This window comes from Amycolatopsis palatopharyngis (genome assembly GCF_003385185.1).
Taxonomy (GTDB): Bacteria; Actinomycetota; Actinomycetes; order Mycobacteriales; family Pseudonocardiaceae; genus Amycolatopsis; species Amycolatopsis palatopharyngis.
The window spans coordinates 153,280-167,235 of sequence record NZ_PQHZ01000004.1; the positions used below are offsets into that span (position 1 = coordinate 153,280).

13 protein-coding genes and 1 pseudogene are annotated in these 13,956 nt (G+C 68.9%); 9 read left to right on the forward strand and 5 right to left on the reverse strand.

Annotation, left to right across the window (positions count from 1 at the left end; all coding sequences use genetic code 11):
* Positions 1-2 precede the first annotated feature (2 nt).
* Together D0C15_RS04400 and D0C15_RS04405 are read left to right on the forward strand one after the other, a co-directional pair.
* Positions 3-689: a DUF3710 domain-containing protein gene (locus D0C15_RS04400; protein ID WP_162829893.1), complete on the forward strand. Its 687-nt coding sequence runs from the start codon at positions 3-5 to the stop codon at positions 687-689.
* Between the two features lie 82 nt (positions 690-771).
* Positions 772-1,625, forward strand: a pseudogene (locus tag D0C15_RS04405) (SGNH/GDSL hydrolase family protein).
* On the opposite strand, the gene D0C15_RS04410 reads toward D0C15_RS04405, so the two are convergent.
* The gene (locus D0C15_RS04410; RefSeq protein ID WP_245975556.1) at positions 1,606-2,331 is read right to left on the reverse strand and encodes an alpha/beta fold hydrolase; all 726 of its coding nucleotides are present in this window, start codon (positions 2,329-2,331) and stop codon (positions 1,606-1,608) included. The pseudogene D0C15_RS04405 and the gene D0C15_RS04410 overlap by 20 nt on opposite strands.
* A 105-nt stretch (positions 2,332-2,436) precedes the next feature.
* Here D0C15_RS04410 and D0C15_RS04415 point away from each other — a divergent pair, with 105 nt between their 5' ends.
* Entirely contained in the window at positions 2,437-2,817 is a 381-nt protein-coding gene (locus tag D0C15_RS04415) for an OB-fold nucleic acid binding domain-containing protein (protein WP_116041037.1), read from the forward strand.
* A gap of 46 nt (positions 2,818-2,863) precedes the next feature.
* On the forward strand, positions 2,864-3,670 hold the full coding sequence (locus tag D0C15_RS04420) for a DUF3159 domain-containing protein (RefSeq protein WP_245975557.1): 807 nt from the start codon (positions 2,864-2,866) through the stop codon (positions 3,668-3,670).
* Positions 3,671-3,752: 82 nt separating this feature from the next.
* Here the strand turns inward: D0C15_RS04420 and D0C15_RS04425 are convergent, their stop codons facing one another.
* Positions 3,753-4,409, reverse strand: a complete 657-nt coding sequence (locus D0C15_RS04425; protein ID WP_116041038.1) for a potassium channel family protein — start codon at positions 4,407-4,409, stop codon at positions 3,753-3,755.
* Positions 4,409-5,074 carry a potassium channel family protein gene (locus D0C15_RS04430; RefSeq protein ID WP_116041039.1) on the reverse strand — a complete coding sequence of 222 codons (666 nt, stop codon included), beginning with the start codon at positions 5,072-5,074 and terminating at the stop codon, positions 4,409-4,411. The genes D0C15_RS04425 and D0C15_RS04430 overlap by 1 nt, the downstream gene beginning before the upstream one ends.
* Before the next feature lie 210 nt (positions 5,075-5,284).
* Between D0C15_RS04430 and D0C15_RS04435 the strand changes: the two genes are divergently transcribed.
* The 5 genes from D0C15_RS04435 to D0C15_RS33945 all read left to right on the forward strand — a co-directional run bounded on the left by D0C15_RS04435 (position 5,285) and on the right by D0C15_RS33945 (position 10,690).
* Entirely contained in the window at positions 5,285-7,375 is a 2,091-nt protein-coding gene (locus D0C15_RS04435) for an APC family permease (protein ID WP_116041040.1), read from the forward strand.
* A complete protein-coding gene (locus D0C15_RS04440) occupies positions 7,372-8,580 on the forward strand; it encodes a class I SAM-dependent RNA methyltransferase (RefSeq protein WP_116041041.1) in 1,209 nt (402 codons plus the stop codon). Before D0C15_RS04435 ends, D0C15_RS04440 begins: the two co-directional genes overlap by 4 nt.
* A gap of 77 nt (positions 8,581-8,657) precedes the next feature.
* The gene (locus D0C15_RS04445; RefSeq protein WP_116041121.1) at positions 8,658-9,857 is read left to right on the forward strand and encodes a DUF2786 domain-containing protein; all 1,200 of its coding nucleotides are present in this window, start codon (positions 8,658-8,660) and stop codon (positions 9,855-9,857) included.
* A 147-nt stretch (positions 9,858-10,004) separates the two neighbouring features.
* Positions 10,005-10,331: a hypothetical protein gene (locus D0C15_RS33940; RefSeq protein ID WP_162829894.1), complete on the forward strand. Its 327-nt coding sequence runs from the start codon at positions 10,005-10,007 to the stop codon at positions 10,329-10,331.
* A gap of 188 nt (positions 10,332-10,519) precedes the next feature.
* Positions 10,520-10,690, forward strand: coding sequence for a hypothetical protein (locus tag D0C15_RS33945; RefSeq protein WP_162829895.1), 171 nt, complete (start codon positions 10,520-10,522; stop codon positions 10,688-10,690).
* A gap of 88 nt (positions 10,691-10,778) precedes the next feature.
* Here the strand turns inward: D0C15_RS33945 and D0C15_RS04455 are convergent, their stop codons facing one another.
* Both D0C15_RS04455 and D0C15_RS04460 read right to left on the reverse strand, forming a co-directional pair.
* A complete protein-coding gene (locus D0C15_RS04455; protein WP_116041043.1) occupies positions 10,779-12,329 on the reverse strand; it encodes a GMC family oxidoreductase in 1,551 nt (516 codons plus the stop codon).
* Positions 12,326-13,831 (reverse strand): aldehyde dehydrogenase family protein, encoded by a 1,506-nt coding sequence (locus D0C15_RS04460; protein WP_116041044.1) that lies wholly within the window; start codon positions 13,829-13,831, stop codon positions 12,326-12,328. Before D0C15_RS04460 ends, D0C15_RS04455 begins: the two co-directional genes overlap by 4 nt.
* Between the last annotated feature and the right edge of the window lie 125 nt (positions 13,832-13,956).

Sequence of the window (13,956 nt, forward strand, 5' to 3'; positions counted from 1 at the left end):
TAGTGGGGATTTTCGGACGTAAGCGCCGGCGGGCCGAGCAGAACGGCCAGGTGGAGGAGCGATCCAGAGGCCGGCATGCCGCACCCGATGTGGATGAGCACACTGGTGTGGACGAAGAGGACTGGGTAGATCCGCAGCCTCTCGACAGCCCGGAAGGGCCGTTCGACATCGCGGACGCGCCGGAGGACGAGATCCCGCGCATCGATCTCGGCTCCGTCCGGGTGCCCGTCCCCGACGGCGCGCAGGTGCAGGTGGAGATGGACCAGGCAGCAGGCACCGTCAGGGCGGTTCACGTGGTGACGGGGCAGGGTCAGGTCACGGTGAGCGGTTACGCCGCCCCGCGTTCCGGTGGTCTGTGGGCCGAGGTGGGCGAGGAGTTGGCGGAGCAACTGCGCAAGGACGGTGCTCAGGTCGCCACCGGTGACGGTGAGTGGGGCATGGAACTGTCCGCCGTGCTGGGCGAGGTCGCGCTGCGCTTCGTCGGTGTCGACGGTCCACGGTGGATGCTCCGGGGTGTGATCGCGGGCCCGCAGTCCAAGTCGGCGGAGGCGCCGGGCACCCTGCGCGACATCGTCCGGCACACCATTGTGGTTCGCGGCGACGCGCCGATGCCGGTGCGCACGCCACTGCAGATCACCTTGCCGGACGCCGTCGCCGAACACATCGCGGCACAGCAGCAGGGCCAGTAACCCGACATCGTGGCCGCGTGGCCGGCCGGGGCGGCTGGAAAAATCGTTATGCGGACCGGTACCCGGCTGCGAGCCTGCGATCATGAGCGCGCGTCCACACTCCGTTCCCGGCTGTTACAGCTCGCCCGTCACCGCGGACCTTCTGCGGGGCGCACTCGAGGTGGAGCGCACCTAACACGGGTTGCTCCCGCACAGGCTGCCTGCCCGGGCCCGTGCGCAGTGCTCGGACGGGCAGCTGGCCATGTCGGAGGCCCAGCCCTCCGGCGTGCGGCTGGTGTTCCGTACTCAGGCCACCGCCATCGAGCTGGACACCCTCCGCACCAAGGTGGGATATCGGGATCTCCCACCTCGCCCTGACGGCGTGTACGACCTGTTCGTCGACGGCGGCCTGGCAGGTCAGGCGCCCTGCTCGACCCGTTCACCGCCCGCGCCATGCGGGACACCCCCGCGGACCTGATCAGCATCAAGATCGGCATCAACCTGGTCAACGCCGATCTGCTGCGGCTGCGGGCCTTCACGCCCGCGGTGCACGGCTTCCTCGACACCATCCGTGAAGGCCATGCCAGCACGCCGCTACTGCTCGTCTCGCCGATCCTGTGCCCCATCCACGAGGACACTCCAGGGCCCAGTGCCGTGGACTTCAACGCGGGGAAACCGCGGTTCCGGGCCACCGGTGACCCCGCCGAGCGCGCCGCGGGGAAGCTGACGCTCAACGTCATCCGGGACGAACTGGCCCGCGTCGTGCGGCAGCGGGTGGCCGAGGACCCGAACCTGCACTACCTCGACGGCCGCGAACTCTACGGCGAGGCCGACTTCGCCGGGTCGCCGCTGCCCGATCAGCTGCACCCAGAAGCGGAGACGCACCGCCGCATCGGCGAACGATTCGCCACCACCGTGTTCGGCGCAGACGGCCCGTTCACCTGCGAGGGTGCCTGAGGGTGTCGGTCCAGGCCGCTGTCACCGCCCGCCCGAGCGACTCCCGTTCGGCGCCGAGCGTGGCCAGGGTGGTTTCCCGCACGGTCGCCCTCGGCAGTGCCGCCGCCCACTCCCACGCCACGGCGGCGGGATGTACCGGGTCGTCGACGCAGGCAGCGATGCCGACCGGGACCGTAAGACCGGCGAGATCGCTACTGCTCGGTCCCGGATGCGCGGCCGCGGCGCGCAGGCCGGCGATCAAACCGTCGCCCTGCCTGCGCCACGCCCGGCGCAGCTCGGCCGCGAGCCACGGTTCGACCTCCGCCGTCGAGATCGCCAGCGCGGCCTCGAGGCCCTCACGTTCCACGAGGTCTGCGGAGATGCCCGCGGCGACGGCCGCGGGTGCGTGCCGCGCGGGTCCGATCCACGCGGGCAGTGCGGCGAGTACTCCGGCGCACCGGTCCGGATTGCGCACCGCCCACTCGGCCGCCAGGTGTGCGCCGAGCGAGATTCCGCCCACCAGGACGGTCCCGGGCGCGTCGGCCGCGAACGAGTCGAGTTCGGCCAGATAGCCCCGGACGAGATCGCTGCCACGCGGCGGCGCCGGAGTGTGTACCCGCACCCCGAGGGCCCGCAGCGGTCCGGCGAACACTGAGCGGACGAACACCTCGTCCGAGCCCGTACCGGGCAGTAACACGGCTTGTTTCACAAGCATTGCGGACGTCACGTTGCGATCCTGACGCAAAGCAGCTTCCCTTGCCGGGAAAGAGTTACGCTGGATCTGCACGGGCCGTGAGTTTGTCGGGGGCCCCGGAGCACAGGAGCACCGCATATGCCCGCCAAAGACGGCGGCTACTTCAGCCGGCTGGTTCGTAAGCTGACCAGCGAAGTCGAGGATCTCGACGCACACGACCTGTCCGAGAAGTCGGAGGCAGGCGGGGCCCAGCGAGCGTGCGACTGCCGTTCGGGCCAGGAGGTCACCGTCCTCGGCAGGCTGCGCACCGTGGAGCTGTGTCCGAACAACGCGGCCGCCACCCTGGAGGCCGAGCTCTTCGACGGCACCGACGGCGTCACGCTAGTCTGGCTTGGTCGCCGCCGTATTCCGGGCATCGAGCCAGGACGCACGATAAAGGTGCGCGGCCGGATGGCCGACCGTAACGGTCGCAAGGTGCTGTACAACCCGTACTACGAACTGCAGACGACGACGTCGTAGCGGCTGGCGGGTTGCCCGAACCGACGTGAATGAGTGATAGCGCATCGTGAGTGACCCCGCCCGTAACGGTGATCAGGACACCAAGCCGGACACCGAGGACGTCGAGGACGCCGACAAGGCGAGCGGCACGGCCGCGAAAGACGGGGAGGACTCGGAGGACGCCGAGCGGCCCGCGGCCGCACCGACGATGCTCGAGCAGATGGGTGGCGTGTCGGGACTCGCCTATTCCTCGCTTCCGGTCGTCGTGTTCGTCCTGGCCAACTCCCTGTTCGGGCTGCAGGCCGGTATCTGGTGCGCCCTCGGCAGCGCCGTGCTGATCACCGTGGTCCGGGTGGTGCGCAAGGAACCGCTGCAGCCGGCCATCTCGGGCTTCTTCGGTGTCGCGATCGCTGCTTTCCTCGCGTACCGGACTGGATCGGCGAAGGGCTTCTTCCTCTTCGGCATCTGGGCGAGCGTGGTGTACGGCAGCGCGTTGCTCATTTCGGTCCTGGTGCGCTGGCCGCTGGCCGGGGTGATCTGGAACGCCCTCAACGGCGCTGGCATGGCCTGGCGGCAGGACAAGCGGTCGAGGCGTGACTTCGATATCGCCACGCTGGCGTTGACCGCGGTGTTCGCCGCGCGGTTCATCGTGCAGCGGTGGCTCTACGACGAGGACCACACCGGTTGGCTGGCCTTCGCCAAGATCGCCATGGGATACCCGCTGTACGGCTTGGCGCTGCTGGTCGTGGTCTGGGCGGTTCGCCGTTCGGACAAGCGACTCAAGGAGATCGAGGAGACCCGCGCGGCCGAGGAGGCCGACGTCGAGGCCCGGCTGCGCGCCAAGTACGGCCAGACGCCGCCCCAGGAAGCCTGACCGGGCGCCGGGACACCACCGGTCGGTAGCGGTCAGCGGCGATCTCGATCTTGCTTGGTGGTACTTGCAGACACCCCGTGCGCTAGTAGCCGAGGGCGGTGCGGATGTCGGATTCGACATCCGCATGCGCGACGAACAGGAGTTCGTCACCGGGCTCCAGCGGGTCCTCGGGTTGCGGAACGATCACCCGGTCGCCGCGCAGGATCGTCACCAGTGCCGCGTCCCGGGGCAGGTCGAGATCGCGCACCGGGCGGCCGGCGAGCGGCGTCTCCTCGGGCAACGTCAGTTCGACGAGGTTGGCCTGACTCTGGCGGAAGGTCATCAACCGGACCAGATCGCCGACGCTGACCGCTTCCTCGACCATCGCCGCGAGCATTCGCGGGGTGGAGACCGCGACGTCCACGCCCCAGGAGTCGGTGAACAACCACTCGTTCGCCGGGTTGTTCACCCTGGCCACAACCCGGCGAACGGCGAACTCCGTCTTGGCGAGCAGCGACACCACGAGGTTGACCTTGTCGTCGCCGGTCGCGGCGATGACCACGTCACACAGCTGGATCCCGGACTCCTCGAGAGTGGACACCTCACACGCGTCCCCGAGCACCCAGTCGGCCTGCTCGACAGTCTCCGGCATGAACTGTCCGGACTCGCGTTCGATGAGCATCACCACGTGCCCGGCATCGACCAATTCGGTCGCGATGGACCGGCCGACCGCACCCGCTCCGGCTATGGCGACCCGCATCAGTTTTCCTCCTCCGGGGCTCGCCCGGCCACGTTCGTGACGTCACTGATCGTGCCCGACTGTGCGGCCACGTAGACGACGTCGTCCGCCTGCAGCACGGTTTTGGAGTTCGGCAGCACGCCGGTCCCGAACCGCATGATGAACGCCACCCGGCAACCGCTGGCGCGTTGCAGGTCCCGCACACTGCGCCCCACCCAGCCCTCGTGCAGAGGCAACGGCAGTAGGGCGACCGTGCCCGAGGGCTCGCGCCACGAGGTGGCCACTCCATCGGGCAGCAGCGTGCGCAGAAAACGATCCGTGGTCCACGGAACCGTCGCGACCGTCGGGATGCCCAGGCGCTCGTACACGGCAGCGCGCTTGTGGTCGTAGATCCTGGCGACAACGTGCTCCACACCGAAGGTCTCGCGCGCCACCCTGGCCGAGATGATGTTGGAGTTGTCTCCACTGGAGACCGCGGCGAAGGCGCCCGCGCGCTCGATTCCGGCCTGGACGAGCACCTGCCGGTCGAAGCCGACCCCGATGACCTGCTGACCGGTGAACTCACTGCCGAGTCTGCGGAAGGCCTGCTTGTCCTTGTCGATCACGGCCACCTCGTGCCCGAGTCGCTCCAGCGCAGCGGCCAGGGACGCACCGACCCGGCCGCATCCCATGATCACCACGTGCACGCCTTGCCTCCTCCTGTCGGCGTCGCCTGCCCGGCGGCACAGTACAACCCGGACTTCGCAGGCCGCGGAAACCCTCGCTCGCGCCCACGCCAGTGGAGAACGTACCGCGAGATCGGCGCCGGTGTCCCTGCGCGGGGTGCGTGCGCAAGGCGAACCGCGCCGCGAGCGGCCAGCGTCGGCACCTCCGGTGAGACGATCTACCCTTTTCCGGTGTCCAAGTTCACCACTGCGGCGAAGAGGCTGGTGCTCGGCCGGCCGTTCCGCAGCGACCGGCTCTCCCACACGCTGTTGCCCAAGCGCATCGCGCTGCCCGTCTTCGCCTCCGACCCCATGTCCAGCGTGGCGTACGCGCCGGAGGAGATCCTCCTCATGCTCTCCATCGCGGGAGCGTCGGCGTACGTGTTCAGCCCGTGGATCGGGCTCGTGGTGGTCCTCGTCATGGTCGCGGTGGTCGCCTCGTACCGGCAGAACGTGCAGGCGTACACCTCCGGCGGCGGTGACTACGAGGTGGCCACGGTCAACCACGGACCGAAATGGGGTCTGGTCGTCGGCAGCGCACTGCTGGTCGACTACGTCCTGACGGTCGCGGTCTCCATCGCGGCGGCCGCCGCCAACATCGGTTCCGCGGTGCCGTTCGTCGCCGCCCACAAGGTCGAGTTCGCGGTGGCAGCCATCCTGCTGCTCACCGCCGCGAACCTGCGTGGTGTCCGCGAGTCCGGCAAGGCGTTCGCCATTCCGTCCTACGCGTTCGTCGTCGGCATTCTCGGCATGATCATCTGGGGCGCGATCCGGGTGTTCGTCCTCGACGAGGAGGTGCGCGCGGAGAGCGCCGATCTGATCCTGCAGGAGGAAGGCACCCACCTCGCCGGGTTCGGGCTCGTGTTCCTGGTGTTGCGCGCCTTCTCCTCCGGCAGTGCCGCGCTGACCGGGGTCGAGGCGATCAGCAACGGCGTGCCCGCCTTCCGCAAGCCGAAGGGGCGCAACGCCGCGACCACCCTGCTGATGATGGGCGTGCTCGCGATCACCATGTTCCTCGGCCTGCTCTTCCTGGCCAGGGTGACCGGAGCAGTGATGGCCGAGCACCCGGAGACACAACTGGTCAACGCGCCGGAGGGCTACGAACAGAAGACGCTGGTGGCCCAGCTCGCCAATGCGGTCTTCACCGGTTTCTCGCCCGGTGTCTGGTTCATCATCTTCTTCACCGGGCTCATCCTGGTGCTCGCGGCCAACACCGCCTTCAACGGGTTTCCGGTCCTGGGGTCGATCCTCGCCCAGGACCGGCATCTGCCCCGGCAATTGCACACCCGCGGCGACCGGCTCGCGTTTTCCAACGGAATTCTCTTTCTCGCAGGATTCGCGATCCTGCTGGTGGTCGTGTTCGAGGCCGAGGTCACACAGCTGATCCAGCTCTACATCGTCGGTGTGTTCGTCTCGTTCACGCTCAGCCAGAGCGGGATGATCCGGCACTGGAACCGATTGCTGGCCACGGAGACCGACCCCGAGGCGCGGCGGCGGATGCGGCGATCACAGGCCATCAACTCCTTCGGTCTCTTCATGACCGCATCCGTTCTCGTCATCGTGCTGGTGACGAAGTTCCTCGCGGGCGCCTGGATCTCCATCGTGGCGATGGCGGCCATCTACTGGTTGATGACCGCGATCCGCAAACACTACGACCGGGTCGCCGAGGAGCTGCGGGACGTGGATCGCAAGCCTGCCGTGATGCCGTCCCGCAACCACGCGATCGTGCTGGTGTCCACACTGCACCGTCCCACCCTGAGGGCACTGGCCTACGCCAAGGCGACCAGAGCCGATGTCCTGGAGGCGGTCACGGTCAATGTGGACGATGTGGACACCAAGAAGCTGGTGGAGGACTGGGAAAAGCACGGCTTCTCGATTCCGTTGAAGGTCGTCGAGTCGCCCTACCGCGAGATCACCAAGCCGGTCCTGGACTATGTCCGGCGGGTCCGGGGAGACAACCCGCGCGACGTCGTGACCATCTTCATCCCGGAGTACGTGGTCGGACGCTGGTGGGAACAGTTGCTGCACAACCAGAGCGCCTTGCGACTCAAGGGCAGGCTGCTGTTCCAGTCCGGAGTGATGGTGACCAGCGTTCCGTGGCAGCTCGAGTCGTCCAAGCGCCGCTCCAGCCGGGCGAAGCGTGAGCGGCCGGCCGCCGGCGACGTGCGGCGCGGACTGTACGGAGCCAGGCGGATCTCCGGATCGAACGGTCAGGACGCAAAGGGCACAAAGGGCACAAAGGGTACAAAAGGCACACGCGACGCGAAGGACCCGGAACGGTGAGCGAGCAGCGGCACGCGGAGAACTGGTCGGGCCGTACCGTGGAGCTGGAGGTCGGCGCGGTGGCCCACGGCGGCCACTGTGTGTCGCGAGTGGAGGGACGAGTTGTCTTCGTGCGGCACGCGTTGCCGGGCGAGATAGTGCTCGCGGAGATCACCGAGGACAAGGGTGGGTCCTTCTGCAGGGCGGACGCGATCCGCGTGCTGCGCTCGTCGCCGCACCGGGTGGAGCCGGTCTGCCCACTGGCCGCTCCCGGACTCTGTGGTGGCTGCGACTGGCAGCACGCGGAACCGCAGGCGCAGCGCGATCTCAAGGCCCAGGTCGTGAGTGAACAGTTGCGACGTCTCGCGGGACTCGATCGGACGGTCGAGGTAGAGGCCCTGCCAGGGGGCCCGCTCGGCTGGCGCAGCCGCGTCCGGCTGGTCGCCGATGCCGAGGGCAGGCCGGGACTACGCGCGCATCGCAGCCACCGGGTCATCCCGCTGGCCGGATGCCCGATCTCGGTGCCCGGCGCGGTGGAGGAGGCGTTGGCGAAGACCTGGCGTCCGGGGACGGAACTGGAGGTCACCAGCGACGGGCAAGGGCGTGGGCATCTGCGTGAGCTGACCACCGTGCGCGGACGAGACAGGTCGCGCCAGGTCAAGGGTGGAATCGCCGTGCAACACGCGGCGGGACGGGACTGGCGGCTGGCCGCCCACGGGTTCTGGCAGGTGCATCCCGCTGCCGCCGATGTGCTCGCCTCCGTCGTGGGTGAGTGGGCGGACGCGCCGGTGGGTGGCCGGGCGTGGGACCTCTACGCCGGGGTCGGTCTCTTCGCTTCGGTGCTGGCCGGCCAGGTCGGTCGCGAGGGCCGGGTGCTCGCCGTGGAGTCGGGACGGCGTGCCGTCGCCGACGGGGAGGCGAACCTCTCGGACCTGCCTCAGGTGCGCTGGCGGGCCGGGCAGGTCGAGCGGGTACTCGCCGAGGTCGACGAACGGCCGGAGGTGGTGGTGCTCGACCCACCCCGCAAGGGTGCGGGTGCCGCCGTGGTCCGTTCGATCGTGGCGGGCGCGCCCGACCGGGTCGTCTACGTCGCATGCGATCCGGCCGCGCTCGCCAGGGACGTCGCCACGTTCGCGAGCCACGGCTACCACCTGGACGAACTGCGAGCCTTCGATGCTTTCCCGATGACCCATCACGTGGAGTGCGTGGCCCTGTTGCGAGCGTGACGCCGGAACTGTCGGTGGTGTCCGGCAGGCTCACGGACCGGACGGCATTCGTGCGTACAAAGGGGAGAGACATGTCGATGGGGGAGCAGCACGCGAACGGAGACGACCGGGTGCGGGCGGCGGTGGACGCCATCAGGCTGGCCGCCGCGCTTCGCGCCGCGGAGGCCGTCAGCGAGGTCGAGAAGCGGTACGCGGACTCGCCGCGTTCGGTGGAGGCCGCGGCGGACCTGGTGCTCGTCGAACTGGCCGCGATGCTACGGATGCAGGGCTGGTCGGCGACGGATCTCTGGCAGGTGACCAGCAGGAAGCTGGACCGGCTCGCGGAGAGCCTGTTGGTCGACACGCTCGCCGCCGACAACGCCCGCCGGGCCGCGGCCACCGTGACCAGCGCACAGCGCGAGCAGTTGAGCAGGCTCGGTGCCGCCGTGTGGTGGGAACGGGATCGGCCACACCTCGGGCAGTGGGCGCGCCGGAATCGCCTGGCCGGCCCGGCGGCCGTCTGGGTCGTCCTCCGCCTCGCTGCCTTGTGGGGCCGTCTGCCCGCCTTACCCGTACCGGCCCGGGAATCCGCGCACAGGTCCGGTGTGGACGAACGGATGCTCGCCAAGGTGCGGGCACTGTTGGCCAAGGCGGAGTCAAGCCAGTTCCCGGAAGAGGCGGAGACGCTCTCTGCCAAGGCCCAGGAACTGATGAGCCGCTACTCGGTCGAGCGGGCGCTGGTGGACGACCCCGCCCGAGTTGGCCCGCAGGGCTCGGTGCGCCGGATCTGGTTGGACAGTCCGTATCTCGGCCCGAAGGCCCACCTCGTTTCGGCGGTGGCCGGGGCGAACCGCTGCCGAGTGGTGTCCTACGAACGGCTGGAGTTCGCCGTGCTGGTGGGCCATGAGGTCGACCTGGACATCGCCGAACTGCTGGCCACCTCCCTGCTCGTCCAGGCCACCGAGGCGATGCTGGTCGCGGGCAGGCACGCGGGCACGTCGGGCCAGTCCCGCCTCAGGTCGTTCCGGCACGCGTTTCTGCTGGCCTACGCCGCCCGGATCGGCGAGCGGTTGCGGGAGGCGGACCGGGTGAGTACCGAACAGGTGCGCGATGAACGGCTCCTGCCGGTGCTCGCCCGCCGGGAGCAGGAGGTGGACCAGCTGTTCACCGAGCTGTTCCCGCGCACCGTCTCCCGTCGCACCACGGCGAGCAATCCCGAGGGGTGGGGCGCCGGGCGGGCCGCGGCGAACGCGGCGGACCTCGGGGTGCGCCGAAAGGCGCTCAACGCCTTTCGGTGAGTGCCAATCCGTGTCCCAGCCGCGGGGACAGTTGCCGGTCGATTTTCTGTTCCCCGTAAGGTGTGGCGGTCAGGGAAAATGTCGTCGGTGAGGAGCCGGTACGTGCGGGCACGGACGAGGACGGGCCGATTAGGTCTCATTCTCGCCGTGTTGCTGGTGCTGTTCGGTGCGGGCGGGACTCCGGCGGGCGCTTCCGTTGACGAATACACGGGCCAGCAGCGGATAACGACTGTCGTCGAATTGGCATCGCTCACGCCGCCGATACACGACGACGGTCAGGATCAGCCGCGGCTTTCCGATATGGCGCGGTATGCGCCTGCCACCGTGCTGCCGGACACCTGCTGGGCAGTGTGCCACCGGGTCAACGATGAGCGCTCGCTGAGACGATTTTCGTGTGTCGGCGAGGCCCGCTGGGTGGCGATGGCGGCCGCGGCGCCGACAGGTCAGTCGTCTCGAGCGCCCCCGTCCGCGTGAACCAGACGAGCCAACTCTGACCCGGTCGCGCCACTGCGCGCGGTATCTCCGGGCAGTGCCGCCGCGGCGGGTAAACGGGGCCGTCGATTCCGTATTCCACTCATTCTTCCGGGTGTGTCAGTGCTGCCGGTAATGGCGGATGACGCCACCCGGCTTTGCCGAACTTTTCCCGTGCGGAGGACCGATACATGTCTTTTGTCGTGCTGGCGCTGTTGCTTATTTCCGTCGTGATCGCGGCCGGGTTGCTGGTGGCGATGCTCGTGACGGACAGGCCGTTCTACGGCGGAATGGGCCTCTGTGTTCTGCTCGGGCCCGGTACCGTGCTGACGTTCCTGTACACGGCCTTGTCCTGGGGCTAGCGGGAACGCACGCGTACCAGGTGATGTCGCGGGTGAAATCCTTCGGCCCGCGGAGGGCGTGCGCCGATGGCTCGGCGCACGCCTCACCTCACCGGGCGTCCTGGCCGATCAGCTCGGCGCATTTCTCGCCGATCGCCATCGTGGTGATGCACGGGTTCACCGCGACGAGGAACGGCATCACCGACGCGTCAGCCACCCGCAGCCCGTCCACGCCCCGGACCCGCAGTCGTTCGTCCAGCGGGGCGAAGCGGTCGTTGCCGGCGCCCATCTTCACCGTGCTCGCGGGGTGATAGACGGTGTTGTGCGTCTTGCGCAGGTAGTCCGCGATCTCGTCGTCGGTCCTGGCATCCGGTCCCGGCGCGAGCTCCGCGCCTGCCCATTCGGACATCGCGGGCTGGGAGACGATCTCCCGCGCCAGCTTCACGCCGTAGGTCATGACCCGCACGTCGTGCTCGTCGGTGAAGTAACGCGGATCCACCCTCGGCTTGTCCCGGAAGTCGCGGGTGCGTAGCCGAACCGAACCGGTGGAACGGCTGCGCGTGACGTTCGGCGTGAGACAGAAGCCGTTCTCCGTCGTCGGGTACCCGTGGCGCAGGGTGTTCAGGTCGAAGGGCACCGAGCCGTAGTGGAACATCAGGTCTGGCCGATCGAGCCCGTCCTCCGTGGTGGTGAAGATGCCGATCTCCCACCACTGGGTCGAGTCGGTGACCATCGGCTTGCGGGCATCCCACTGGACCAGCCCCTCCGGATGATCCTGCAGGTTCTCCCCGACACCGGGGGAGTCCACCAGCACGTCCACCCCGACCTCTCGCAGGTGCTCGGCGGGCCCGATCCCGGACAGCATCAGCAGCTTCGGGCTGTCGATGGCACCGTTGCTGAGGACGACCTCGCGCTGTGCCCGGATTTCCTCGCTGTGCAGCAGGTCCTCCGTCAGCACCTCGACCCCCGTGCAGCGGGTGCCCTCGAACGTCAGCCGCTTCGCGCGGACGCCGGTGCGGATCTCCAGGTTCGGCCGGTTACCCATGATCGGGTGCAGGTACGACACGGACGCCGAGGAACGGGTCCCGTCCTCCCTCGCGTTGATCTGGAACCAGTTCGCGCCGTGGGTGACGGTCTTTCCCGAGTTGAACTCGGTGCGCGGGATCCCTGCTTGTTCGCAGGCCTCAAGCAGCGCCGCACCCGTCGGGTCACGGGGCGGGACCGACCGGATGGTGACCGGGCCGGAACGGCCGTGGTGCTCGCCGGGCCCGTCGTTGGTCTCCAGCTTCTTGTACAGAGGAAACATGTCGGCCGAGGACCAGCCCGAAAGGCCGAGAGAGGCCCATTCGTCGAGGTCCTCGGCAGGCGCCCAGAAGGCGATGCAGGAGTTGTGCGAGGAGCAGCCACCGAGCACCTTCGCGCGCGCGTGGCGCAGGTAGGAGTTACCGGACTCCTGCGGTTCGACCAGGTAGTCCCAGTCGTAGCCGGACTCGAGCAGTGCCATCCAGCGGTCGAGTTCGAGAATCGCGGGGTCGCCGACGTCGGACGGTCCGGCTTCCAGGAGGCAGACGGTGACGTTCGGGTCCTCGGAAAGGCGGGCGGCCACGACCGATCCAGCCGTTCCGCCGCCGACCACGACGTAGTCGAACTCCTTGCTCACTTGCCCGCCTCCTCGTCCGTGCCGGTCACCGGGCCGTCGGAGAACCAGCCGCTGGGTCCGGCCTTGAGGTTCTGGTAGATGTGCTTGGCTTCCTGGTACTCGGCGAGGCCGGTGGGACCGAGTTCGCGGCCGAAGCCGGACTGCTTGAAGCCGCCCCATTCCGCCTGGGGCAGGTACGGGTGGAAGTCGTTGATCCAGACCGTGCCGTGGCGCAGCCGGTTCGCGACCCGCTGGGCGCGGGAGGCATCGGTGGTGAAAACCCCGGCCGAGAGCCCGTAGATGGTGTCGTTCGCGATTTCGACCGCCTCGTCCTCATCGGTGAACGTCTCGACGGTGAGCACGGGCCCGAAGGACTCGTCGGAGACCGCGAGCCCGCCGCGGGGAACGTTCTCGAGAATCGTGGGCAGGTAGAAGTAGCCATCCGCGAACTGCTCGCCCTCCGGGCGCCCGCCGCCGGTCCGCAGCACCGCACCCTCCTCGAGCGCACCGGCCACATAGGTCTCGACCTTCGCCAGGTGCTCCGCGGAGATCAGCGGCCCGGTCTCGGCATCGGGGTCGAACGGCCCGCCGAGACGGATCTTCTCGGCCCTGCGCACCAACTCGTCGACGAAGGCCTCGTGGATCTCGCGTTGCACGACCAGCCGAGCACCCGCGGAGCAGACCTGCCCGGAGTGCAGAAAGATCGCGGTCAGCGCGTAGTCCACCGCGGAGTCGAATTCGGCATCGGCGAACACGACGTTGGGGTTCTTCCCGCCGAGTTCCAGTGCCACCTTCTTCACGGTCGCCGCGGCGGCCGCCGCCACGCGGCGTCCGGTCGTCAGCCCGCCGGTGAAGGAGACCATGTCGACGTCCGGATGCTCGGACAACGGCGCGCCCACCTCGGCCCCCGCGCCGAGTACCAGGTTCGCCACGCCGTCGGGGACGCCCGCGTCGGAGAGCAGGCGCATCAGCAGGATCGCGGTGCTCGGCGTCAGCTCGCTCGGTTTCAACACGAAGGTGTTGCCCGCCGCGAGGGCAGGCGCGACCTTCCACACGGTCTGCAGGAGCGGGAAGTTCCACGGCGTGATCAGTCCGCAGACACCGACCGGCTCGTGCACGATCCGGCTGATCGCGTCCGGATCCCCGGTGTCGACAACACGGCCAGCGTCCTGGCCCGCGAGTTTGCCGAAGTACCGCAGGCAGGCGGCGATGTCGTCCATGTCGAGTTCGCTCTCCACCAGGCGTTTTCCGGTGTCGAGCGACTCGGCACGGGCGAAGGCGTCCCTGCGCTGTTCGAGCAGGGCGGCCGCGCGCAGCAGCACGTCGCCGCGTTCCCAGGCGGGGGTGGCGGGCCAGGGACCGCTGTCGAAGGCGGTGCGAGCCGCGGCGATGGCCGCCTCGGTGTCCTCCCTGGTGCCTTCGGCGACCGTGGCGACCAGTGATCCATTGGCCGGGCAACGGATCTCCCTGGTGTTGCCTTCCCTGGCGTTGACCCACTGGCCGCCGATGAAGAAGTCAGCCATCTGTCCTCCTGCTCGTCGCGGTGCCGCCGGCGCTGTCGTCCTGGCGCACCGCCGCGTCATCGCGTCGGCTTGATCGATCGAGGGGGATCGTACGGTTTGTGACCACGGCCACCGGAGCTTCGCGT

Coding starts and splice junctions, on each gene's coding strand:
- D0C15_RS04415 (WP_116041037.1), top strand. CDS start 2,437: ATGCCCGCCAAAGACGGCGGCTACTTCAGCCGGCTGGTTCGTAAGCTG.
- D0C15_RS04425 (WP_116041038.1), bottom strand. CDS start 4,409: ATGCGGGTCGCCATAGCCGGAGCGGGTGCGGTCGGCCGGTCCATCGCG.
- D0C15_RS04445 (WP_116041121.1), top strand. CDS start 8,658: ATGGGGGAGCAGCACGCGAACGGAGACGACCGGGTGCGGGCGGCGGTG.
- D0C15_RS33945 (WP_162829895.1), top strand. CDS start 10,520: ATGTCTTTTGTCGTGCTGGCGCTGTTGCTTATTTCCGTCGTGATCGCG.
- D0C15_RS04460 (WP_116041044.1), bottom strand. CDS start 13,831: ATGGCTGACTTCTTCATCGGCGGCCAGTGGGTCAACGCCAGGGAAGGC.